The following is a 20,844-nucleotide window of genomic DNA, read 5'->3' on the forward strand; positions in this document are numbered from 1 at the left end:
CTGCTGGAGTTCTTCGCGTGAAACGCCCCTGTGCTCACGCACCGTTCAGCGCGGGCCGGGCCCACGCCGTGCCGGCCGGGCCACGGGCCGAGCCGGAGCCGATCTGCGAGCCGGAATCGACAGGCCGTTCAGACGCCTTTGGAATATCGTTCATCAAGCACCCCCCGTGCCGTGAATGTGCGGAGCCGGTCCCCAGGGCATCCGGTCCGGCCCGCTTCCCCCCGCGGACCGGACTGAGCGCACGTGACCACTTGGTCACGGCCTCACCATTCGATGTGGGAACCATAACTGAGTGTGACGTTTGATGTCCGGGTTCTTGGTGAAGCCATCGTTCTGATTGCTGTACGTATACGGATGAACCGGGACGGGGCCGCGCTACCGTAGCCCTGTGGCTACCGGTCAGCTGAACTTGCCGTTCGACCCCATCGAGCGCGCCGCGGAGACGTGGCGCGCCCGCTTCGGGCCGTCCTCGGCCATGGCCGCAGTCACCTCGATCATGAGAGCGCATCAGATCCTGTTGGCGCAACTGGACACGCTACTCAAACCGTATGACTTGACCTTTGCTCGGTACGAGGCGCTGGTTTTGCTGACTTTCAGCAAGACGGGGGCGTTGCCGTTGTCGAGGATCGGCGAGCGGCTGATGGTGCACCCGACGAGCGTCACGAACACGGTGGACCGTCTGGAGCGGGCCGGGCTGGTCCGCCGGATGCGCAACCCCCGCGACGGCCGTGGGGTGCTGGCGGAGATCACCGACCGGGGCCGGGAGGTCGTGGAGCAGGCGACGGGGGCGCTGATGGGCGCGGACTTCGCCATGACCATGTACGGCGAGGCGGAGCTGAAGCAGCTGTTCGAGCTGTTGCGGACCCTCCGGGTGGCCGCCGGCGACTTCGCGGATCAGGCCCCCGGCGGGCAGGGCTGACCCTCCGGGCGAATCACCGCCGCGCTCGCGGGCGGAGAACTCCTCCCGGCTGACGCTGGCCAAGAAATACTAGGACGTCCTAGTATTTTTCGGAGGCCACAAGCCGGACGAAGGGGTGGGCGATGAACGCCGAGGAGATCGAGGCGGGACGGGCGCGCTGGCAGGCGCGCTTCGACAAGGCCGCCAAGCGGGAGTCGGAGTTCCGGACGCTCTCCGGCCTCGAAGTGGAGCCGGCCTACGGGCCCGCCGGGGACGACCCCCGGTTCGAGCGCATCGGCTGGCCCGGTGAATACCCCTTCACCCGGGGCCTGCACGCCACCGGCTACCGGGGCAAGGCCTGGACCATCCGGCAGTTCGCGGGCTTCGGCAACGCGCGGCAGACCAACGAGCGCTACAAGATGATCCTGGGCGCGGGCGGCGGCGGGCTGAGCGTGGCCTTCGACATGCCGACGCTGATGGGGCGCGACTCCGACGATCCGCGCTCGCTCGGCGAGGTCGGGCACTGCGGGGTGGCGATCGACTCCGCGCTGGACATGGACCTGCTGTTCGACGGCATCCCGCTGGGCGACATCACGACCTCCATGACGATCAGCGGCCCGGCCGTCCCGATCTTCTGCATGTACGTCGTGGCCGCCGAGCGGCAGGGAGTCTCCGTCGGCCGGCTCAACGGGACGCTCCAGACGGACATCTTCAAGGAGTACATCGCGCAGAAGGAGTGGCTGTTCGCCCCCGAGCCGCATCTGCGGCTGATCGGCGACCTGATGGAGTTCTGCGCCGCCGAGATCCCGGCCTACAAGCCGCTGAGCGTGTCCGGCTACCACATCCGCGAGGCGGGCTCCACGGCCGCGCAGGAGCTGGCCTTCACCCTGGCCGACGGGTTCGGCTACGTGGAGCTGGGCCTGTCCCGCGGCCTCGACGTCGACGTCTTCGCCCCCGGGCTGTCGTTCTTCTTCGACGCGCACATCGACTTCTTCGAGGAGATCGCCAAGTTCCGGGCGGCCCGGCGGATCTGGGCCCGGTGGATGCGCGACGTCTACGGGGCCACGACGGACAAGGCGCAGTGGCTGCGCTTCCACACCCAGACGGCCGGGGTCTCGCTGACCGCGCAGCAGCCGTACAACAACGTGGTCCGCACCGCGATCGAGGCGCTCGCGGCCGTGCTGGGCGGGACCAACTCGCTGCACACCAACGCGCTGGACGAGGTGCTCGCGCTGCCCAGCGAGAAGGCCGCCGAGATCGCGCTCCGCACCCAGCAGGTGATCATGGAGGAGACCGAGGTCGTCAACGTCGCCGACCCGCTCGGCGGCTCCTGGTACGTCGAGGCGCTCACCGACCGCATCGAGGCGGAGGCCGAGGAGATCTTCGCGAAGATCCGGGACATGGGCTCCGACGGCTCGATGACCTCCGGCATCCTGCGCGGCATCGAGGACGGCTGGTTCATGTCCGAGATCGCCGAGGCGGCCTTCGACTACCAGCGCAAACTGGAGAAGGGCGAGAAGAGGATCGTCGGGGTGAACTGCCACACGGCCTCCGCCGAGGAACCCCTGGAGATCCTGCGGGTGAGCCACGAGGTCGAGCGCGAGCAGAACCGCGTCCTGGCCGAACGCCGCAGGACCCGCGACCAGGCGGCCGTGGACGCCGCCCTGGCCGCGATGGTCCAGGTGGCCAGGGGCGAGGGCAACATGATCCCCACCATGCTCGACGCGGTCCGCGCCGAGGCCACCCTGGGGGAGATCTGCGACGCCCTCCGCGACGTCTGGGGCGTCTACACCGAACCCGCCCGCTTCTAGGTCTCGCGGTCCGTGACGGGCCCGTGATGCGGCAGGATTGGAGTCATGAGCCCAGCGGACTTTACTCGACCCGGATCGCTGTACGGTGCCGTGGACCTCGGCGCGCGCAAGCAGGCGCTGGAGGCGCAGGCGAGGCGGGAGGCCGTCGCGCAGGAAACCGGCGGCGCTCCGGCGCAGGTCGTCGATGTCGACGACGCAAACTTCGCGACCGAGGTCGTCGAACGCTCCATGAACAGCCTGGTGCTGCTGGAGCTCACCGTCACCCGCGCCGAACAGGCCAGGCAGTACAGCCTGCTGCTGGAGAAACTGGCCGCGGAGAACGCCGGCCGGTGGACGCTGGCCCGGGTGGACGTCGAGGTCAGCAGGCAGATCGCCCAGGCCCTGCGGGTGCAGAACGTGCCCGCCCTTTACGCCATCTTCCAGGGGCAGCCGGTCGCGGTCGTCCCCGGCATCGCCACCGAGGAGCAGCTGCGCGACTGGCTCGTCCAGCTCATGGAGGCCCTGGCCCAGTACCTCCCGCCGCCCGGGGAGGAGGAGGGGATCGGCGCCCGCCCCGAGGAGGCGCCGGTGGACCCCGACATCCTCGACGCGGAGCGCGCCATCGACGCCGGTGACCTCGACGGCGCGACCGCGGCGTACGAACGGCTGCTGGCCCGCTCCCCGAACAACGAGGACGCCAAGCTGGGCCTGGCCGGGCTCGGCCTGATCCGCCGGACCCAGAGCGTCGACCCCGCCGAGCTGGAGCGCCGCCTGGGCGATCCCGCCGACGTCGAGGCCCAGCTCCTGGCCGCCGACTTCGAGATGCTCTCCGGAGAGGTGGACGCCGCCTTCGACCGCCTCGTCGGGGTGGTGCGCAGGACCGCGGGCGACGGCCGCGACCGGGCCCGGGTGCACCTGCTCGGCCTGTTCGACACGCTTCCGGCGGACGACCCGTCGGTCGTCAAGGCCCGCAGGAGCCTGGCGTCCGCCCTGTTCTAATTAACGGCTGAAAACTGTCATACAGGGATGTTTCGCCGGGCATGAACACGGTGTGAGGGTCGTCACCATCTCCGCGACGTACGGCACCGCCGGCAGCGTCATCGGCCCCGCGGTGGCCGAGCGCCTCGGCGTGCCGTTCGTGGACCGGGCCATTCCCGGCGCGGTGGCCGCGGAGCTGGGCTGCACGCTGGAGGAGGCCCTCTCCCACGACGACCGTTCCGAGCACGGGCTGGGCTGGTTGTTGTCGGGGGCCTCGCGGCTGCCCACGGCCACCTTCGGCGGGGTGGACGTCTACCTGCCCGGGGCCCTGCCGCCCTCGCCCGAGGACTTCGCCGTCCACACCGAGAACGTGATCAAGCAGGTCGCGCACGAGCAGGGCGGGGTCATCCTCGGGCGGGCCGGGGCGCTGGTCCTGGCGGACCACCCCGGCGCGCTGCACGTGCGGCTGGACGCCCCGCCCCGGCGGCGGATCCTGCGGACGGCGGCGCTGACCGGCCTGAGCGAGCGCCAGGCCCGCAAGCTGGTGGAGGACAACGACCGGGCGCGCACCGCCTACGTCCGCCACTTCTACCGCGCCGACCCCGCCTCACCCCACCTCTACCACCTGGTCGTGGACAGCACGGTCATCCCGGTGGACGCCTGCGTCGAGCTGATCGCGACCGCGTCGCAGGCGCTCGACTGAGCGTTTCCGGCGCGCTCCCGGCCCGCGGTCGGCGGGCGGCGGCGCGGACACCTGCCCGGGAGTGGCACGATGGAGGGATCCTGAACCAGGTCAGTCGCAAAGGAGCAGATTGACTGTGGCCACTGTGCCGAGTGTGTCGTACTCCATCACCGTGCGGCTGGAGGTGCCGGCCGGTGGCAAGGCCGTCAGCCAGCTCACTCACGCCGTTGAGTCCGCCGGGGGCGTGGTCACCGCGCTCGACGTGACCACCGCGGGGCACGAGACCCTGCGCATCGACGTCACGTGCGCCGCGCGTGACACCGACCACGCCCAGGCCATCGTCGACAATCTCGACGACGTCGAGGGCGTGGTCATCCACAAGGTTTCCGACCGGACCTTCCTCATGCATCTCGGCGGCAAGATCGAGATGAAGTCGAAGGTGCCGCTGCGCAACCGTGACGAGCTCTCCATGGCCTACACGCCCGGCGTCGCCCGGGTCTCCATGGCGATCGCCCGCAACCCCGAGGACGCCCGCCGTCTGACGATCAAGCGCAACAGCGTCGCCGTGGTCACCGACGGCTCGGCCGTGCTCGGCCTGGGCAACATCGGCCCGGCCGCCGCGCTCCCCGTCATGGAGGGCAAGGCCGCGCTGTTCAAGCGGTTCGCCGACATCGACGCCTGGCCGATCTGCCTGGACACCCAGGACGTCGACGAGATCGTCCGGACGGTCCAGCTCATCGCGCCCGGCTTCGGCGGCATCAACCTGGAGGACATCTCCGCGCCGCGCTGCTTCGAGGTGGAGCGGAGGCTGCGGGCGCTGCTGGACATCCCGGTCTTCCACGACGACCAGCACGGCACCGCGATCTGCGTCCTGGCCGCGCTGACCAACGCGCTGCGCGTGGTCGGCAAGGACCTGTCCGGCGTCCGCATCGCCCTGGCCGGAGCCGGCGCGGCCGGTACGGCGGTGCTGCGCCTGCTGCTCGCGGCCGGCGCGCGCAACGTGATCGTCTGCGACTACCGGGGAGCCGTCCACCTCGGGCGCGACGACCTGGACGACTCGCTGCGGTGGATCGCCGAGCACACCAACGGCGAGGGATACTCCGGCGACCTGCGCGGCGCGGTCAAGGGCGCCGACGTGTTCGTCGGAGTGTCCGCCCCCGGCATCCTCAACGGCGACGACATCGCCACGATGGCCGAGAACGCCGTGGTCTTCGCGCTGGCCAATCCGGAGCCGGAGGTCTCGCCCGACGACGCCCGCGAGCACGCGGCCGTGGTCGCCACCGGGCGCTCGGACTACCCCAACCAGATCAACAACGTGCTGGCCTTCCCCGGTGTCTTCCGGGGGCTGCTCGACGCCCAGGCCAGCGTGGTCAACGAGGAGATGCTGCTGGCGGCGGCCCGGGCGCTGGCCGCCGTGGTCACCGCCGAGGAGCTCGGCCCGAACTACATCATCCCCAGCGTGTTCCACCCGGACGTGGCGGGCGCCGTCGCGGCGGCCGTGCGCGAGTCGGCCGGCGGCCGTGCGCGCACCGGCATGACCGAGGTGTGACCGCCCGGCTCCGCACCCGCTCCCGCCGGTGAATTGCGGGGGCGGGGCGGCGCGCGACGGACTCCACCCATCATCATGGAGGGATGGCGGAGGCGATCTATGTGGGCGGGCTCCTCGTGGCGACCCCGAAGCTCGATGACCCGAACTTCCGGCGCTGCGTGGTCCTGATCCTGGAGCACGACGAGGCCGGGGGCACCCTCGGCGTGGTGCTCAACCGGCCGAGTGAGATCTCGGTCACCGACGTGCTGCCCACCTGGGAGGGGCTGGTCACCAGCCCGTCCGTGCTGTTCCAGGGCGGTCCGGTGCAGACCGACAGCGCCCTGGCGCTGGCCGCGGTCCCGAGCGGCCAGGAGCCGCTGGGCTGGCGGCGGCTGCACACCGGCAACGCCTCGGTGTCCCGCCTCGGCACCGTCGACCTCGACGCCCCGCCGGAGATCCTCGCCGGTGAGATCGCCCAGATGAGGATCTTCGCCGGATACGCGGGATGGACCTCCGGACAGCTGGAGGCCGAGATCGGCGAGGGCGCGTGGTACGTGGTGGACTCCGAGCCCGGAGACACCTTCCACGACACCCCCGAGACCCTGTGGCGCGCGGTCCTCCGCCGCCAGCGCGGAGAACTCGCCTACGTGGCGACCTGCCCCGACGACCCCTCGATGAACTGACCCTCCCCCGGCCCGCGACGGAGCGCGACGCGGGAAGGCGCCGGTCGTCAGTCCCCGGGCCGCGGCGCGTCGGCGTCGCCGTGGACCCGCGGCGCGTCGGCGTCGCCGTCGACAGGGCCGCGGTCCCAGCCGGGGCGCAGGGAGCGCTCGGCCAGGGAGAGGATCTGCTCCAGGCGCTCGCCGAAGGCGGGCAGGTCCTCGATGCTCCGGGGGTGGCAGGACTCGAAGCCGACGCGCGCCACGGTGGTGAACAGGGAGACCACGAAGTGGGGGAGGAGATCGTCGGGTGAGGAGCCCTCGCGGCGGGCGATCTCGGCGATGAGCCGCTGCTCGTTCTCCATCATCCGGCGGACGCTTCCGGCGAAGAGGGCCGGAGTGTTCTCGATCAGCTCGCGGGCCTTGAGGAACCGGGCGGTCTCGGTCAGGTCTCCGCGCTGCAGCTCGGTGACGACCGCGCGCATGGCGTGGCTGAGCGCGGTGAAGGGCGGTTCCCCGGCGGGACGGCCGGCGAGTTCCCTCAGCATGACCTCCTGTCCGTCGACGGGAAGGGAGAGCGCGACGTCCTCCTTGGTCGCGAAGTAGCGGAAGAACGTGCGCGGCGAGACGTCCACGGCGGCCGCGATCTGGTCGACCGTCGTGGCCTCGTAGCCCTGGGCGGCGAACAGCTCCAGGGCGGCGTCGATGAGTGCCAGCCGTGTTCTCTGCTTCTTGCGCTCACGTAGGCCGGGCTGACTCATGGCTGTCACCTCCTCGCAACATGGACTTCACAGTCTGCCACAAGTCAGAGACTGCCTCATAAAAGGATTTGTCATCTGTCAGCTCCTGACATAAATTACCCGAGCTGATGTCCCAAATTGGGACCTACCTACGTGAACAGGGGGAACCCTTCCATGGCAAATGCCAAGACGGTGGTGGCACCGCCGCCATCTGAACCGGGCAAATCGTCCAGGCAGGGTCATCCTTGGCTCACTCTGCTGGCGGTCTCGCTGGGCGTGATGATGGTGATGCTCGACGGCACCGTCGTCGCCATCGCCAACCCCGTGATCGGCGCCGAGCTCAAGGCCTCCCTCGAGGATCTGCAGTGGGTGACCAGCGGCTACCTGCTGGCCCTCGCGGTGTTCCTGATCACCGCCGGCAAGCTCGGCGACCTGTTCGGGCACAAGCGGATCTTCATGATCGGCATCGCCGGCTTCGCGCTCACCTCGCTCGCCATCGGCCTGAGCGACTCCATCGGCATGCTGATCGCCTTCCGCGTGCTCCAGGGCCTGTTCGGCGCGCTGCTGCAGCCCGCCGCGCTCGCCCTGCTCCGCGCCGCGTTCCCGGCCGAGAAGCTCAACATGGCGATCGGCATCTGGGGCGCCACGATCGGCCTGTCCAGCGCGGCCGGCCCCATCGTCGGCGGCCTGCTGGTGGAGCACGTCAACTGGCAGTCGGTGTTCTTCATCAACGTCCCGGTCGGCATCGTCGCGATGATCGTGGGCGCGCTCGTCGTCAAGGAGAGCAGGGCCGAGTCCCTGTCCAAGGTCGACTGGCTCGGCGTCGTGCTCCTGTCGGGCGCGATGTTCTGCCTCATCTGGGCGATCATCAAGGCCCCCGAGTACGGCTGGGGCGACACCAAGACCATCGCCTTCCTCGCGGGCGCCGTGGTGGTCGGTGCGGCGTTCGTCTGGTGGCAGGGCAAGGCGGCCGAGCCGCTGGTCCCGCTCAGCCTGTTCAAGAACCTGTCGGTCGCCGTCGGCACGCTGCTGATGGTCCTGATGGCGTTCTCGATGTTCGGCGCCATGTTCTTCCTCACGTTCTACTTCCAGGGCGTGCACGACCTGTCGCCGCTGGACGCGGGCATCCGCATGCTCCCGATGAGCGCGGGCATGATCGTCGCCTCGCCGCTGGCGGGCGCGGCGATCAGCAAGTTCGGTCCGAAGATCCCCATCGCGGTGGGCATGCTGATCACCGCCACCGCGATGTTCCTCCTGTCCCGCCTGGGCGTGGAGGACGGCTACACGGCCAGCGCGATCCCGTTCGTGCTGCTCGCCTTCGGCCTCTCGCCCGTCATGGTCGGCGCCACCGAGATCATCGTGGGCAACGCCCCCGAGGAGCTCAGCGGGGTCGCGGGCGGCATGCAGCAGTCGGCGATGCAGGTCGGCGGCTCGCTGGGCACCGCGGTGCTCGGCGCGGTGGTCGCCGCCAAGGTGAGCGAGGTGCTCCCCGGCTACTGGAGCGCCGCCAAGCTGCCGCAGCTCCCGCCCGAGCAGATGGCGCTCGTCGAGGAGGGGGCGAACTTCGCCCAGTCCGGCGCCGCCCCCGGCACCCCCGAGCCGGTGGTCCAGGCGATCGCCGGTGCGGTGAACTCCTCCTTCCTGGACGGCATGCACCTCGCCTTCCAGTTCAGCACCGGCGTCGCGGTGCTCGCCGCTCTGCTCGCGCTGGTCGTCAAGGCCGGCCGCAAGACCGAGGGCGCCCCGATCCACATGGGCTGATCCCGGCCCGTCCGCCGGGAGAGGCCACGCCCTCCCGGCCCGGTCCCGGCTCTTTCCGGTACGGCTCCCGCCATCTCCTGGCGGGAGCCGTACCCGCATGTGGGGACGGTCGCGCCCGCGCGCACAGATGCCGCCGGGAGACACCGGAGAAGACCGCGAGACCCCGGCCGCATAAAATCGACGGGTGAGCACGAAGATTCTTCCTGAGAGCGACGTCCGGCCGAACCTGTCGCACGGCGACGGCGACCACGAGCGGTTCGCCCACTACGTCGAGAAGAACAAGATCATGGAGAGCGCGCTCACCGGGACGCCGGTGCGCGCGCTCTGCGGCAAGGTCTGGGTGCCGAACCGGGACCCACAGAAGTTCCCGGTCTGCCCCGAGTGCAAGGAGATCTACGAAGGGCTGCCGAAGGGCGGAGACGACGACAAGAAGGAGTGAGTGTTGCTCCCGGTTGATCGCCCCCGATGAGGTTACGGTCGGGATGTCGCTGAAGGGCGACATCCGGCCTGACCGGGTGATTCATCGGGGGAATCATGTTCGCGCGCGCGATCGCCGTCGTCTCGTCATGCCTGTTGTCGGCGGGCGCGCCGCACGTCGCGGACGCCGCCCCCGCCTCGCCGCCGGCTCCGGCCCCGGGGGCGCTCTCCGCCCCGTCATCCGCCGCGGCTCCCGGTGCGCTCTCCGCCCCGGCGTCCGCCGCGGTCCCGGGCGCGGTCTCCGCCCCGTGGCTCGTCCCGGCCCCGGGCGCCGCTCCCGCGCGCTCCGCCGGGTCCGGCTCCGATGAGTGCCCGGACGCCGCGCGGACCGCGGGCAGGGGACCGGGCCGGGGGCCCGAGCCCCGCGCGCCCGGGCCGGAGCAGGTCGCCGGGCTGATCGCCGATCTGGACGCTCGCAGGTCGGCGCTGCGCCGGACCGATCGGGAGCCGGTCACCGTCCCCACCTGGATCCACGTCATAACCGACGGCCCCCGGGGCGCCTCCGACAGCGCCGTGCGCGAGCAGATGACCGTGCTCGACGCCGCCTACGGCGGCCGGCTCGGCGGGGCCGACACCGGCATCAGGTTCCGGCTCGCCGGCCTGACCAGGACGGACAACCCCGCCTGGTTCCGGGACCCGCTCTCCCACGAGCAGGCGATCAAGCAGATGCGCCGGGGCGGTCCCGAGACGCTCAACCTCTACGTCGCCCAGCTCGGCCGGCTGGTGCTGGGCTACTCCACCTATCCGCACCAGTACGCCGGCGCGCCCGTCCTGGACGGCGTGGTCGTCGACTGGCGCAGCCTGCCCGGCGGATCACTGCGCGACTTCGACCGCGGCTACACCGGGGTCCACGAGATCGGCCACTGGCTCGGCCTGCTGCACACCTTCGAGAACGGCTGCCAGGGGCCCGGGGACGCGATCGCCGACACCCCGCCCGAGGCGCACCCCACCGAGGGTTGCCCGGAGGGCAAGGACACCTGCCCGGGGAGCGGCCCGGACCCGATCCACAACTTCATGGACTACTCCGCCGACGCCTGCATGTCGGAGTTCACCGAGGGACAGGCGCTGCGCATGCGGGAGGCCTGGGCCGTGTACCGGCAGACGGACCAGGACATTACTCTTGACAGGTGACAGCACCGAAGACACTTGACGCTCCATACGAACCCCCTCGGATCTTCGGCCCGCGCTACCGCACGGCCTCACTCGGCATCCTGCTCGTCATCACCCTGATCGCCTTCGAGGGCATGTCCATCGGTGCGGTCATGCCCGCGGCCTCCGCGGATCTCGAGGCGCTCAACCTGTACGGCATGAGCTTCTCGGCGTTCCTGATCGCCGGGTTGTTCGCCAACGTGGCCGCCGGGCTCTGGTCCGACCGGCGGGGGCACGCGGTGCCGTTCCTGCTCGGCGTCGCCCTGTTCACGGTGGGCCTGGCCCTGGCGGGCGCGGCCTGGTCCAAGGAGGTGTTCATCGCCTCCCGGGCGGTCCAGGGACTGGGCGGCGGGTTCGCCATCGTCGCGATCTACGTCATGATCGCGCGGGTCTACGCCCCCGAGACCAGGCCCCGGATCTTCGCCGCGCTCTCGGCCGCCTGGGTGCTGCCCGCCCTGATCGGGCCCGGCGTCGGCGGGTTGATCGCCGAGACGGTCGGCTGGCGCTGGGTCTTCTACGGGATCGTCCCGCTGGTGATCCCCGCCCTGGTGATGCTGCTGCCCGCGCTGCGCGGCGGTGAGGGAGAGGCGCCGGTCCCGGGCACCGGGCCCCGGTCCAGGCCGCTGCCGATGACCCTGGCGGCGCTGGGGACGGCGGTCGGCGCCGCGGTGTTGCTCTACGGGGCGGACCTGCTGCACACCCGCCCGGTGCTCGGCGGGATCATGACCGCGACGGGGCTGGCCGCTCTGGCCGTCGGGCTGCCCCGGCTGCTGCCGCCGGGGGCGCTCCGCTTCGGCCGGGGCCTGCCCACCACGGTCATGATGCGCGGCGTCCTGGGCGGGGCCTTCTTCGGGGTCAACGCCTTCATCCCGCTGGTGCTCCAGGAGGAGTTCGGCTTCGACCTCACCAAGGCGGGGGTCGCGCTCACCGTCGGCGCCCTGGGCTGGAGCAGCGGCTCCTACATGCAGGCGCGTCACGACTGGGACCGCCCCAGGCTGGTACGGTTCGGCGCCGCCGCGGTCACCGCGGGCATCCTGCTGACCCTGCTCGCGTTCATCCCCGGGATGACCGGGTGGATCATGGCTCCCGCCTGGCTGGTGGCCGGGCTCGGCATGGGCGTCGGCATGCCCAGCGTGAGCATCACCACGATGCGCCAGTCGCCCGACGCCGAGCAGGGCGCGAACTCCGCGGCGCTCCAGGTCATCGACACCCTGGGCAGCTCGCTGACCATCGGCTTCGGCGGCGTGCTGGTCAACCTGATCGGCCACGACGACATCGCCACCGGCTACACCGCGATCGTCGCCATGACGGCGGCCGTCGGGGTGCTCGGGATGGTCGTCGCCGGCCGCATGCGCGACGTGTCCTGACCGGGCCCGAGTCTGAGCCCGGGCCCGAGTTTGAGCCTGAGGCCGAGTTTGAGCCTGAGGCCGAGTCTGAGGCCGGGTCCAAGTCCGGGGCCGCGCGCGAGTCTGAGGCCGGGGCCGGGACCGGGGCCGGGGCCGGATCGCCGCCGTCCGCGCCCGCACGGGCCGGTCACCCGCCCATACCGATGATCGCCTATGGCCGGATCGCCCTCGCGGAGTCATGGTAGGACGGGAAGGCCGTGACCGCCGGGAGGAGGCTCCGTGGACGAACCCCCGCGCCGGGCACGGCCGTCCGCGGCGCCCGGGTGGGGTCCCGGACGGGCGGGGCGGCCCGCGTCGTCCGGGTGGGGTCCCGGACGGGCGAGACCGCCCGCGTCGCCCGCCGAGGAGGACCTGCCCCCCTCGGCCCGCTGGTACGGCACGCCCGCCGCGCCCTCCCGGCACCGGATCCCCCGCGGCCTGCGCCGTTTCCTGCTCGGCCTGCTCGCCCTGGCGGTGTGCGCGGGGACCGTCGCGGGCGTGGTCTTCCTGGTGGCGCGGGCGTTGTCCCCGGCCTCCCCGGCCGCCCGGGTGAGCGACCGGGCCGCGGGCGTCGGCTACCCGCTGCCCGCCGGATGGCGGCAGGGCGCGGTGCCGCCGGTCACCGGGTTCACCTCGGCGGCCGGAGACGGCCGGACGGTGACGGTGATGGTCGGGCCCGGAGAACCGGCCGCCGACCCGCGCGAGGCCACGGCCGGGCTCGCCGACCTGTACGCCAGGCTGCTGCTCCACGGCGACGAGGTGAAGGTCCAGGACGACCGGTCGGTCTCCGCGGGCGGGTGGACGGGGCACAGCCGCACCCTCCGGGCGGAGTACCGCGACCTGGTGAACCGCCCGGCCTACCTGCGTGTGGTGCTTCTCACCGGACCGGGCGGCGCCCCGGTCGTCGTGGTCGCGGTGGCCGAGTCGGACGACCCGCGGGTGCACGCGGCGATCGACCAGGTGATCGCGGGAATCCGCCGGGAGTGACGGCGGCGCGGAAGGGCGGAGGGCGGCCGGCCGGTCCCGTGCGGCGGCCACCGTACGGGACGGGAAGCGGCTGTCGCAGGGAGGCGACCTTGACGGGGATCTCGCATGATCGGCACGTCTTGTCGGTGCTGGCGATTACGCTGGAGCAATTGTGAGTGAGCGAAGCGAGCGAGCCATCAGACACAGCGGTGCCGTGAACGCCTCGACGGGCCGGCGGGCGGGGAGGGACGGGTGAGCACTTCCGCCGCGTCCCACCTGTCACCCTCATACCCCGACCGGGCCGCATGGGGCACCGCGCCGAAGCTGCGCGCGTGGCAGCAGGAGGCCTTCGACCTCTACTGCAGGCGCGAGCCACGCGACTTCCTCGCGGTCGCCACGCCGGGCGCGGGCAAGACGACCTTCGCGCTGCGGATCGCGAGCGACCTGCTGTCCCGGGGCGTCATCCGGGCGGTGACCGTCGTGACCCCCACCGAGCACCTCAAGCGGCAGTGGGCGGACGCCGCAGGCCGGGTCGGCATCCCGATCGACCCCGAGTTCAAGAACAGCCAGGGCGCGACCTCGCGCGACTACATCGGCGTGGCGGTCACCTACGCCCAGGTCTCGATGCACCCGGCGCTGCACCGCGCCCGCACCGAGGCGCGCAAGACGCTCATCATCTTCGACGAGATCCACCACGCGGGCGACGCGAAGGCCTGGGGCGACGGCGTGCGGGAGGCCTTCGAGCCCGCCGCCCGGCGCCTGGCGCTGACCGGCACGCCGTTCCGGTCCGACGTCAACCCCATCCCGTTCGTGACCTACGCCGAGGACGGCGAGGGCGTGCGGCGCAGCGTCTCCGACTACTCCTACGGGTACGGCCCGGCGCTGGCCGACGGCGTCGTCCGCCCGGTCATCTTCCTGGCCTACGCCGGCGAGATGCGCTGGCGGACGCGCGCCGGAGACGAGATCGCCGCGACGCTCGGCACCCCGCTCACCAAGGACCAGCTCGGCCAGGCGTGGAAGGCGGCGCTCGACCCCAAGGGCGACTGGATCCGCCAGGTGCTGCACGCGGCCGACCGGCGCCTGTCCGAGGTGCGCAAGGGCGTGCCCGACGCGGGCGGCCTGGTGATCTCCACCGACCACGAGACGGCCCGCGCCTACGCCCGGCACCTGCGGGCGATCACGGGCGAGGGCGCCACGGTCGTGCTCTCCGACGACCCCGAGGCGTCCAAGAAGATCAAGCAGTTCTCGGCCTCGCAGGACCGCTGGCTGGTCGCGGTCCGAATGGTCTCCGAAGGTGTCGACATCCCCCGCCTGGCCGTCGGGGTCTACGCCACGAGCACCTCGACGCCGCTGTTCTTCGCCCAGGCCGTCGGCCGCTTCGTCCGGGCCCGCAAGCGCGGCGAGTTCGCCTCGGTGTTCCTGCCGTCGGTGCCCAACCTGATGGGCCTGGCCGGGGAGATGGAGGCCGAGCGCGACCACGTGCTCGACCGCAAGCTGCCCGAGGAGGGGCTCGACGACTTCCTCGTCGAGGACGCCAACCGGAAGAAGGACAACCCGGACGTCGTCGGCGACGAGCTGCCGTTCGAGACCCTGGAGGCGGTCGCCACCTTCGACCGGGTGCTGTTCGACGGCGGCGAGTTCGGCGCCGCGGCCGAGCCCGGCTCGCCGGAGGAGGAGGACTTCCTCGGCCTGCCCGGCCTGCTGGAGCCCGACCAGGTCCGCACCCTGCTGAGCAAGCGTCAGTCCGAGCAGCTCAAGGCCAAGCGCAAGGCGTCCGAGCCCAAGGAGTCCCAGCTCGCCCCGCACGAGCAGATCGCCGGCCTCCGCCGGGAGCTCAACGGCCTGGTCGGCGCGTGGAACCACCGCACCGGCCAGCCGCACGGCGTCATCCACGCCGAGCTCCGCCGCGCCTGCGGCGGCCCCGCCATCGCGCAGGCGACCGCGGAGCAGGTTCAGGAACGGATCGACAAGATCCGGGCCTGGGCCACCCAGCGCTCGCGATGACCGGGCCGGGAGGGGTCAGCGCAGGGCGATGGGGCGGCCGGTGCGGCCGTCGACGGTGGTGAGCCCGGTCCCGCCGGGCAGGGGCGGGGCCAGGCGCACCCGCGCGGACGCCACCCCGTCCGACACGGTCACCGGAACCCTGAAGGCGTCGGGAGATCGGTGACCGCCCGGCCCCTCCGACAGCCACACTTTGATCCGCTGGTTCCGGTGCCGGAGGACGACGGTGGCGGTCGCGCACTCGTCCGGCGCGGCCGTCCACGAGAGCGCCACGGCCCGGATCCCGTCCTCGTGCGCGACCAGCTTCGCCCGCTCGGGAACGGGTAGCCGGCCGGAGCAGGGGGCGGCCGCCCCGGAGGGCTGCGTGACGGAGCTCGCGGAGCTCGCGGAGCTCGCGGGGCCGGCGGAGCTCGCCGCGGGCTGGGCGAGCGGTGTCCGGGGCCCGGCTCCCGCGTCGAACCAGATCGTGGCCGCCTCCAGTCCCGCCAGCGTGAGCAGCGCGCCCGCCCGGGGCAGGCCGCGCCCGCGGACGAGGAACCACAGGCACGCAGGAGTCAGGACCAGCCACAGGACGCCGAGCAGGAGCATGAAGTCACCACCGCGAGTATGAGGATGTCAACTCTCCGTCATACTCCGGTCGCGGTGCGCGGTGCCCGTGTTTGCCGCTTGATTGACGGCGGGTGGCCGATCGGATACCCGGTCAGGGGCCTGCCGGCGACCCTTCCCGTCCGCCGCGGCCACCCGGTCGACGCTCCGCGGCGGAGATCCGCAGGCAGGATCCAGCGGACGATCGGGGTGAGCTGCGGACAGGGTCTAGCGGACGATCGGGGTGAGCTGCGGACAGGGTCTAGCGGACGATCGGGGCGCCCGTCAGGATGACCCCCGCGGAGTCGAGCTCGGCGAGGGCCGCCTCGGTGGTCTCGCGGGCGACGCCGGCCGTCAGCTCCAGCGGCACGCGGACGGCCAGGCCGTTCTCGACCGCGTCGAGGGCGGTGGCGCGCACGCAGTGGTCGGTGGCGATGCCGACGACGTCCACCGCGTGCACCCCGCGATCGGCGAGCCAGACGCCCAGGCCGGTGCCGTCGGGGGAGAAGCCCTCGAAACCGCTGTAGGCGGCCGAGTGGGCGCCCTTGCTGAACACCTCTTCGACGCGGCCGGTGTCGAAGGCGGGGTGGAAGTCGGCGCCGGGGGTGCCGGCCACGCAGTGCGCGGGCCAGGAGAGCACGAAGTCGGGTTCGGCGGCGAAGTGGTCGCCGGGGTCGACGTGGTAGTCGCGGGTGGCCACGACGTGGTCGTACGCGTGCGAGGAGACGTGACGGGAGACGGCGGCGGCGACCTCCGCGCCTCCGTTCACCGCGAGGCTGCCGCCCTCGCAGAAGTCGTTCTGGACATCGACGATGATCAGCGCGGTTGCCATCGCTCTCCTATCGGGGCCTGCCTGGTTCACCCGGCGGGGAATCCCTTCCCCGCCGTGGTTCCCGTGCCGGGAACGGTCAGGGGCCGCCCTGAGGAACCACGAGGCTAGTCAAACACGGTCGGCAGGGCCACGTCGCCCCGGGAGAGCTGGTGGGCGACGGCCGGGAGCTCGGCGAAGGCGCGGCGGTGCCGGGCCCGGGCGTCGGCGAGGCTCTCCCGCCCCACGACCTCGCCGTCGCGGACCAGTTCGACCTGGAGGGGGCGGGCCCCGGCCGGCGCGGCGCCGGAGGTGAGGACCAGCTCGGCGGCCGCCGTACCGGTCCCGTCGAGCTCGCGGAAGGCGTCCTTGCGCCCGCCCCGGCTCGGCTTGCCCACCGACTTCTTGGCCACCGCGCGCATGACGCCGGAGGCGTCCTCGCGGGCGACGAGCTTGTAGACGAGGGCGGCCGTGGGCGAGCCCGAGCCGGTGACCAGGGAGGTCCCGACGCCGTAGCCGTCCACGGGGGCGGCGGCCAGCGCCGCGATGGCGTGCTCGTCGAGGTCGCTGGTGACCAGGATGCGGGTACGGTGCGCGCCCAGCGCGTCGAGCTGCTTGCGCACCTCGTGGGCGGCCTCGCCCAGGTCGCCGGAGTCGAGCCGGACCGCGCCCAGTTCCGGCCCGGCGAGCTCCACCGCGGTCCGCACGGCCTGCTCCACGTCGTAGGTGTCCACCAGGAGCGTGGTGCCCGTGCCCAGCGCGGCGAGCTGGGCCTCGAACGCCTGCTCCTCCGAGTCGTGCAGCAGCGTGAACGCGTGGGCCGCGGTGCCCGCGGTGGGCAGGCCGTACGCGCGGCCGGCCATCAGGTTCGAGGTGGCGGCGAATCCGGCCAGGTAGGCGGCGCGGGCGGCGGCCGGCGCAGACATCTCGTGGGTGCGCCGGGTGCCCATCTCGATGAGCGGCCGCCCACCGGCGGCGTGGACCATCCTGGAGGCGGCGGTGGCGATCGCGCAGTCGTGGTTGAAGATCGACAGGATCAGCGTCTCCAGGAGCACGGCCTCGGCGAACGTGCCCTCCACGGTCATGATGGGGGAGCCGGGAAAGTAGCACTCGCCCTCGGGATAGCCGCGCACCCGGCCGGAGAAACGGTAGGAGGCCAGGAAGTCCAGGGTGGGCTCGTCAACCACCCGGTTGTCCCGGAGGAAGGCGATCTCCTCGTCGCCGAACCGGAAGCGCTCCAGGGCGTCCAGCACCCGGCCGGTCCCGGCCACCACCCCGTACCGCCGGGCGCCGGGAAGCCGCCGGGCGAACACCTCGAACACCGTCCGCCGCGAGGCGGCCCCGCTCCGTAGCGCGGCCTGCACCATCGTCAGCTCATAGTGATCCGTCAGCAACGCCGTGCTCATGGTCATCATCACGAGTCGAAGACTAAGCCCGGCGTAGGGCAGACTGGTGGATGTGGGTAGCACTGCTCCGATGGAGGTCGAGCGTCCGTCGATGGACGTCCGGCCCGATCTGCCGTGGCTGACCATTGTCTGGAACGACCCGGTCAACCTCATGTCCTACGTCACCTATGTCTTCCAGGCCGTCTTCGGCTACTCCCGGGAGAAGGCCGAGAAGCTGATGCTCGACGTGCACCACAAGGGCAGGGCCGTGGTGTCCAGCGGCACGCGCGAGGAGATGGAGCGCGACGTTCAGATCATGCACTCCTACGGCCTGTGGGCCACCGTGCAGAAGCAGTCGTGAACCCCGCGGGGGAGACGGCGGCGGCGGCCGGGAGAACCGGCGGCGGGAGCGACGGCGGAAGGAACACGGTGGGCGGCGTGCGAGGGCCGGTGGGGGGCCGATGAGCAGCGGGTTCAAGCCGGGGCGCGAGGGCGGGGTGATCGCCCGCTTCGACGCCGCGGAGGTCTCGATCCTGCGGTCGCTGCTCTCGCAGATCCTCGAGCTGGTCGAACCGGGCCCGGGCAGCGACGACCCGCTGGAGCGCGCCCTCGGCATCGGTCCGTCCGAGCAGCCCACCGACCCGGTGCTGGCCCGGCTGTTCCCCTCGGCGTACGAGGACCACGAGCTGTCGGCGGAGTTCCGCCGCTACACCGAGACGACCCTGCGCGAGGGCAAGCGGGCCGACGCGCGGACCATGCTCGACAGCGCCGCGCCCGGCACGGTGGAGCTCACCCGGGAGCAGGCCCAGGCGTGGATGCGGGCCCTGAACGACGTGCGGCTCGCGCTCGGCACCCGGCTGGAGGTGACCGAGGAGATCCACGATGAGCTCGCCGGGATGCCGGAGGACGACCCCCGCTATCCGGCGTTCGTCACCTACGACTGGCTGACCTATCTCCAGGACACCCTGGTCCGCGCCCTCTGGTAGGCGCTTTGGTAGCTTCCAGGCATGCTCACGATCTCGCAGGAACTGGTTGACAAGATCATCGCGCATGCCCGGGCCGACCACCCGGACGAGGCGTGCGGGGTGATCGCGGGTCCCGAGGGTTCGGACACCCCGGTCCGGTTCGTCCCGATGGAGAACGCCGAGCGGTCGCCCACCTTCTACCGGTTCGACTCCAAGGAGCAGCTCCGGGTCTGGCGCGAGATGGACGACCGGGACGAGGAGCCGGTGGTCATCTACCACTCCCACACCTCCACCGAGGCGTATCCCTCGCGCACCGACATCAGCTACGCCTCCGAGCCGAACGCCCACTACGTGCTGGTCTCCACGCGCGAGGAGCTGGGGGAGAGCGTGGAGCTGCGGTCCTACCGCATCCTCGACGGGGTGGTGACCGAGGAAGAGGTCAAGATCACCCAGGTGTGACGTCCGGCGTGGGCCCCGGTGTGACGTCCGATGCGCAAGCCGGTGTGACGTCCGGCACGGATCCGGTGTGATGTCCGGCACGTGATACGGCCGTGAGAGGCAAGAATCCCGTTGGGTAAACTGACCACCATGCAGACCTCCGATCCGACCTTCGAGGACGTCGCGTGCGCGCGTCCCGGATCGCGGGTCCGGCGGGCCGGTCTCGCACCCGTGCAGAACTTCCTGTTCGGGCACACTCCCTTCTCCGTCGTCTACGACTGTCGCTGACCGACGGTCCTGGAATCCTCCCCACGCCCCCGGTGTTCTGATCCGGTGGGCGATCCCCCGACGACACAAGGAGACTGACTCGCGATGGCCATCGAGGTTCGCATTCCGACCATCCTGCGCCCCTACACCGACGGCGCGAAGGCCGTGGACGCCCAGGGCGCCACGCTGCAGGAGCTGATCGGCGACCTGGAGTCCCGCCACCCGGGCCTGCAGGCCCGGCTGGTCGACCAGGGCGCGCTGCGCCGCTTCGTGAACGTCTACCTGAACGACGAGGACGTCCGCTTCCTCGGCGGTCTGGAGACCCCGCTGTCCGACGGCGACACCGTCACCGTCCTGCCCGCCGTGGCCGGCGGCTCCCGCTGACAGGGCGCGGAGACCATTTCCCCATGCGTTTCGAATCGCTGATCGACTCGGTCGGCCGCACCCCCCTGGTCGGCCTGCCCCGCCTCTCGCCGTCGGAGGACGTGCGGGTCTGGGCCAAGCTCGAGGACCGCAACCCGACCGGGTCGATCAAGGACCGGCCCGCGCTGTGGATGATCGAGCAGGCCGAGAAGGACGGGCTGCTCCGGCCCGGCTGCACGATCCTGGAGCCCACCAGCGGCAACACCGGCATCTCGCTGGCGATGTCCGCCAAGCTCAAGGGTTACAAGCTGATCTGCGTGATGCCGGAGAACACCTCCGAGGAGCGCCGTCAGCTGCTGCGCATGTGGGGAGCCGAGATCATCTCCTCCCCGGCGGCGGGCGGTTCCAACGAGGCCGTCCGGGTCGCCAAGGGCCTCGCCGCCGAGAACCCGTCCTGGGTGATGCTCTACCAGTACGGCAACCCGGCCAACTGGCGCTCGCACTACGAGACGACCGGCCCGGAGATCCTGGCGGACCTGCCGACGGTCACCCACTTCGTGGCCGGCCTCGGCACCACCGGCACCCTGATGGGCGTCGGCCGGTTCCTGCGCGAGCAGCTCCCCGACGTCAAGATCGTCGCGGCCGAGCCGCGCTACGGCGAGCTGGTGTACGGCCTGCGCAACGTGGACGAGGGGTTCATCCCCGAGCTCTACGACCCCGAGGTGCTGACCACGCGCTTCTCCGTCTCCTCCGGGGACGCCCTGCGCAGGACGAGAGAGCTGCTGGCCGCCGAGGGCATCTTCGCCGGCGTCTCCACCGGGGCCGCGCTGCACGCCGCTCTCGGCATGGCGGCCAAGGCGGTCAAGGCCGGAGAGCGGGCCGACATCGTGTTCGTGGTGGCGGACGGCGGGTGGAAGTACCTGTCGACCGGCGCCTACGAGGGCACCCTGGACGAGGCCGAGGAGCGGTTGGAAGGCCAGCTCTGGGCCTGAGGGCCCGGCGCCGGCCCGTGCCCCTCC

The 20,844-nt window shown here is 71.8% G+C and carries 21 protein-coding genes and 1 pseudogene; 18 read left to right on the forward strand and 4 right to left on the reverse strand.

Translation table 11 applies throughout. The annotated features are described in order from the left end of the window. Positions 1–403: 403 nt before the first annotated feature. The 6 genes from Plo01_RS06210 (at position 404) to Plo01_RS06235 (ending at position 6,559) form a co-directional block, all read left to right on the forward strand. The gene (locus Plo01_RS06210) at positions 404–919 is read left to right on the forward strand and encodes a MarR family winged helix-turn-helix transcriptional regulator (protein WP_203889656.1); all 516 of its coding nucleotides are present in this window, start codon (positions 404–406) and stop codon (positions 917–919) included. Positions 920–1,041: 122 nt separating this feature from the next. Then, a complete protein-coding gene (icmA, locus tag Plo01_RS06215) occupies positions 1,042–2,709 on the forward strand; it encodes a coenzyme B12-dependent isobutyryl-CoA mutase large subunit (protein WP_203889535.1) in 1,668 nt (555 codons plus the stop codon). A 45-nt stretch (positions 2,710–2,754) separates the two neighbouring features. Beyond that, positions 2,755–3,687, forward strand: a complete 933-nt coding sequence (locus tag Plo01_RS06220; protein WP_203889536.1) for a tetratricopeptide repeat protein — start codon at positions 2,755–2,757, stop codon at positions 3,685–3,687. A gap of 52 nt (positions 3,688–3,739) precedes the next feature. Further along, positions 3,740–4,369, forward strand: a complete 630-nt coding sequence (locus Plo01_RS06225) for a cytidylate kinase-like family protein (RefSeq protein WP_203889537.1) — start codon at positions 3,740–3,742, stop codon at positions 4,367–4,369. Positions 4,370–4,484: 115 nt separating this feature from the next. Further along, positions 4,485–5,897 (forward strand): NAD-dependent malic enzyme, encoded by a 1,413-nt coding sequence (locus tag Plo01_RS06230; RefSeq protein WP_203889657.1) that lies wholly within the window; start codon positions 4,485–4,487, stop codon positions 5,895–5,897. 83 nt (positions 5,898–5,980) lie between these two features. Next, on the forward strand, positions 5,981–6,559 hold the full coding sequence (locus Plo01_RS06235) for a YqgE/AlgH family protein (RefSeq protein ID WP_203889538.1): 579 nt from the start codon (positions 5,981–5,983) through the stop codon (positions 6,557–6,559). A 47-nt stretch (positions 6,560–6,606) separates the two neighbouring features. Here Plo01_RS06235 and Plo01_RS06240 read toward each other — a convergent pair whose 3' ends face one another. Beyond that, positions 6,607–7,296, reverse strand: a complete 690-nt coding sequence (locus Plo01_RS06240; RefSeq protein WP_203889539.1) for a TetR family transcriptional regulator — start codon at positions 7,294–7,296, stop codon at positions 6,607–6,609. A 153-nt stretch (positions 7,297–7,449) separates the two neighbouring features. Here Plo01_RS06240 and Plo01_RS06245 point away from each other — a divergent pair. The 6 genes and pseudogenes from Plo01_RS06245 to Plo01_RS06270 all read left to right on the forward strand — a co-directional run. Next, positions 7,450–9,061: pseudogene (locus tag Plo01_RS06245) on the forward strand (DHA2 family efflux MFS transporter permease subunit); the annotation flags it as partial. Between the two features lie 159 nt (positions 9,062–9,220). Beyond that, the gene (locus Plo01_RS06250; RefSeq protein WP_203889541.1) at positions 9,221–9,475 is read left to right on the forward strand and encodes a DUF3039 domain-containing protein; all 255 of its coding nucleotides are present in this window, start codon (positions 9,221–9,223) and stop codon (positions 9,473–9,475) included. 95 nt (positions 9,476–9,570) lie between these two features. After that, positions 9,571–10,644 carry a zinc metalloprotease gene (locus Plo01_RS06255; protein ID WP_203889542.1) on the forward strand — a complete coding sequence of 358 codons (1,074 nt, stop codon included), beginning with the start codon at positions 9,571–9,573 and terminating at the stop codon, positions 10,642–10,644. Further along, complete coding sequence (locus Plo01_RS06260; RefSeq protein WP_203889543.1) at positions 10,641–12,029, forward strand: MFS transporter; 1,389 nt, start codon at positions 10,641–10,643, stop codon at positions 12,027–12,029. The genes Plo01_RS06255 and Plo01_RS06260 overlap by 4 nt, the downstream gene beginning before the upstream one ends. Before the next feature lie 258 nt (positions 12,030–12,287). Then, the gene (locus Plo01_RS06265; RefSeq protein ID WP_203889544.1) at positions 12,288–13,034 is read left to right on the forward strand and encodes a hypothetical protein; all 747 of its coding nucleotides are present in this window, start codon (positions 12,288–12,290) and stop codon (positions 13,032–13,034) included. Between the two features lie 231 nt (positions 13,035–13,265). Continuing rightward, positions 13,266–15,017, forward strand: coding sequence for a DEAD/DEAH box helicase (locus tag Plo01_RS06270; protein WP_203889545.1), 1,752 nt, complete (start codon positions 13,266–13,268; stop codon positions 15,015–15,017). Between the two features lie 15 nt (positions 15,018–15,032). Here the strand turns inward: Plo01_RS06270 and Plo01_RS06275 are convergent, their stop codons facing one another. The 3 genes from Plo01_RS06275 to Plo01_RS06285 form a co-directional block, all read right to left on the reverse strand. Beyond that, positions 15,033–15,602 (reverse strand): hypothetical protein, encoded by a 570-nt coding sequence (locus Plo01_RS06275; RefSeq protein ID WP_203889546.1) that lies wholly within the window; start codon positions 15,600–15,602, stop codon positions 15,033–15,035. A 259-nt stretch (positions 15,603–15,861) separates the two neighbouring features. After that, on the reverse strand, positions 15,862–16,431 hold the full coding sequence (locus Plo01_RS06280) for an isochorismatase family protein (protein WP_203889547.1): 570 nt from the start codon (positions 16,429–16,431) through the stop codon (positions 15,862–15,864). A 104-nt stretch (positions 16,432–16,535) separates the two neighbouring features. Further along, on the reverse strand, positions 16,536–17,819 hold the full coding sequence (locus Plo01_RS06285) for a nicotinate phosphoribosyltransferase (protein ID WP_203889658.1): 1,284 nt from the start codon (positions 17,817–17,819) through the stop codon (positions 16,536–16,538). Between the two features lie 64 nt (positions 17,820–17,883). Between Plo01_RS06285 and clpS the strand changes: the two genes are divergently transcribed. The 6 genes from clpS to Plo01_RS06315 all read left to right on the forward strand — a co-directional run bounded on the left by clpS (position 17,884) and on the right by Plo01_RS06315 (position 20,817). Continuing rightward, positions 17,884–18,153, forward strand: coding sequence for an ATP-dependent Clp protease adapter ClpS (gene clpS, locus Plo01_RS06290; RefSeq protein WP_373871669.1), 270 nt, complete (start codon positions 17,884–17,886; stop codon positions 18,151–18,153). A 100-nt stretch (positions 18,154–18,253) separates the two neighbouring features. Beyond that, entirely contained in the window at positions 18,254–18,778 is a 525-nt protein-coding gene (locus Plo01_RS06295) for a DUF2017 domain-containing protein (protein ID WP_203889549.1), read from the forward strand. Between the two features lie 21 nt (positions 18,779–18,799). Further along, entirely contained in the window at positions 18,800–19,216 is a 417-nt protein-coding gene (locus Plo01_RS06300) for a M67 family metallopeptidase (protein WP_203889550.1), read from the forward strand. 129 nt (positions 19,217–19,345) lie between these two features. Further along, positions 19,346–19,483: a hypothetical protein gene (locus Plo01_RS06305; RefSeq protein ID WP_203889551.1), complete on the forward strand. Its 138-nt coding sequence runs from the start codon at positions 19,346–19,348 to the stop codon at positions 19,481–19,483. An 84-nt stretch (positions 19,484–19,567) separates the two neighbouring features. Then, entirely contained in the window at positions 19,568–19,846 is a 279-nt protein-coding gene (locus Plo01_RS06310) for a MoaD/ThiS family protein (protein WP_203889552.1), read from the forward strand. 23 nt (positions 19,847–19,869) lie between these two features. Further along, the gene (locus tag Plo01_RS06315) at positions 19,870–20,817 is read left to right on the forward strand and encodes a PLP-dependent cysteine synthase family protein (RefSeq protein ID WP_203889553.1); all 948 of its coding nucleotides are present in this window, start codon (positions 19,870–19,872) and stop codon (positions 20,815–20,817) included. Positions 20,818–20,844 lie beyond the last annotated feature (27 nt).

The sequence above is a fragment of the Planobispora longispora genome (genome assembly GCF_016863135.1).
Lineage (GTDB): Bacteria > Actinomycetota > Actinomycetes > Streptosporangiales > Streptosporangiaceae > Planobispora > Planobispora longispora.

What these genes read in the sequence shown, in the direction of transcription:
- Plo01_RS06315 (WP_203889553.1), top strand. Translation starts at nt 19,870, where the DNA reads ATGCGTTTCGAATCGCTGATCGACTCGGTCGGCCGCACCCCCCTGGTC.
- Plo01_RS06220 (WP_203889536.1), top strand. Translation starts at nt 2,755, where the DNA reads ATGAGCCCAGCGGACTTTACTCGACCCGGATCGCTGTACGGTGCCGTG.
- icmA (WP_203889535.1), top strand. Translation starts at nt 1,042, where the DNA reads ATGAACGCCGAGGAGATCGAGGCGGGACGGGCGCGCTGGCAGGCGCGC.
- clpS (WP_373871669.1), top strand. Translation starts at nt 17,884, where the DNA reads ATGGAGGTCGAGCGTCCGTCGATGGACGTCCGGCCCGATCTGCCGTGG.
- Plo01_RS06295 (WP_203889549.1), top strand. Translation starts at nt 18,254, where the DNA reads ATGAGCAGCGGGTTCAAGCCGGGGCGCGAGGGCGGGGTGATCGCCCGC.
- Plo01_RS06235 (WP_203889538.1), top strand. Translation starts at nt 5,981, where the DNA reads ATGGCGGAGGCGATCTATGTGGGCGGGCTCCTCGTGGCGACCCCGAAG.
- Plo01_RS06300 (WP_203889550.1), top strand. Translation starts at nt 18,800, where the DNA reads ATGCTCACGATCTCGCAGGAACTGGTTGACAAGATCATCGCGCATGCC.
- Plo01_RS06255 (WP_203889542.1), top strand. Translation starts at nt 9,571, where the DNA reads ATGTTCGCGCGCGCGATCGCCGTCGTCTCGTCATGCCTGTTGTCGGCG.
- Plo01_RS06280 (WP_203889547.1), bottom strand. Translation starts at nt 16,431, where the DNA reads ATGGCAACCGCGCTGATCATCGTCGATGTCCAGAACGACTTCTGCGAG.
- Plo01_RS06310 (WP_203889552.1), top strand. Translation starts at nt 19,568, where the DNA reads ATGGCCATCGAGGTTCGCATTCCGACCATCCTGCGCCCCTACACCGAC.
- Plo01_RS06305 (WP_203889551.1), top strand. Translation starts at nt 19,346, where the DNA reads ATGCAGACCTCCGATCCGACCTTCGAGGACGTCGCGTGCGCGCGTCCC.
- Plo01_RS06275 (WP_203889546.1), bottom strand. Translation starts at nt 15,602, where the DNA reads ATGCTCCTGCTCGGCGTCCTGTGGCTGGTCCTGACTCCTGCGTGCCTG.
- Plo01_RS06240 (WP_203889539.1), bottom strand. Translation starts at nt 7,296, where the DNA reads ATGAGTCAGCCCGGCCTACGTGAGCGCAAGAAGCAGAGAACACGGCTG.
- Plo01_RS06285 (WP_203889658.1), bottom strand. Translation starts at nt 17,819, where the DNA reads ATGACCATGAGCACGGCGTTGCTGACGGATCACTATGAGCTGACGATG.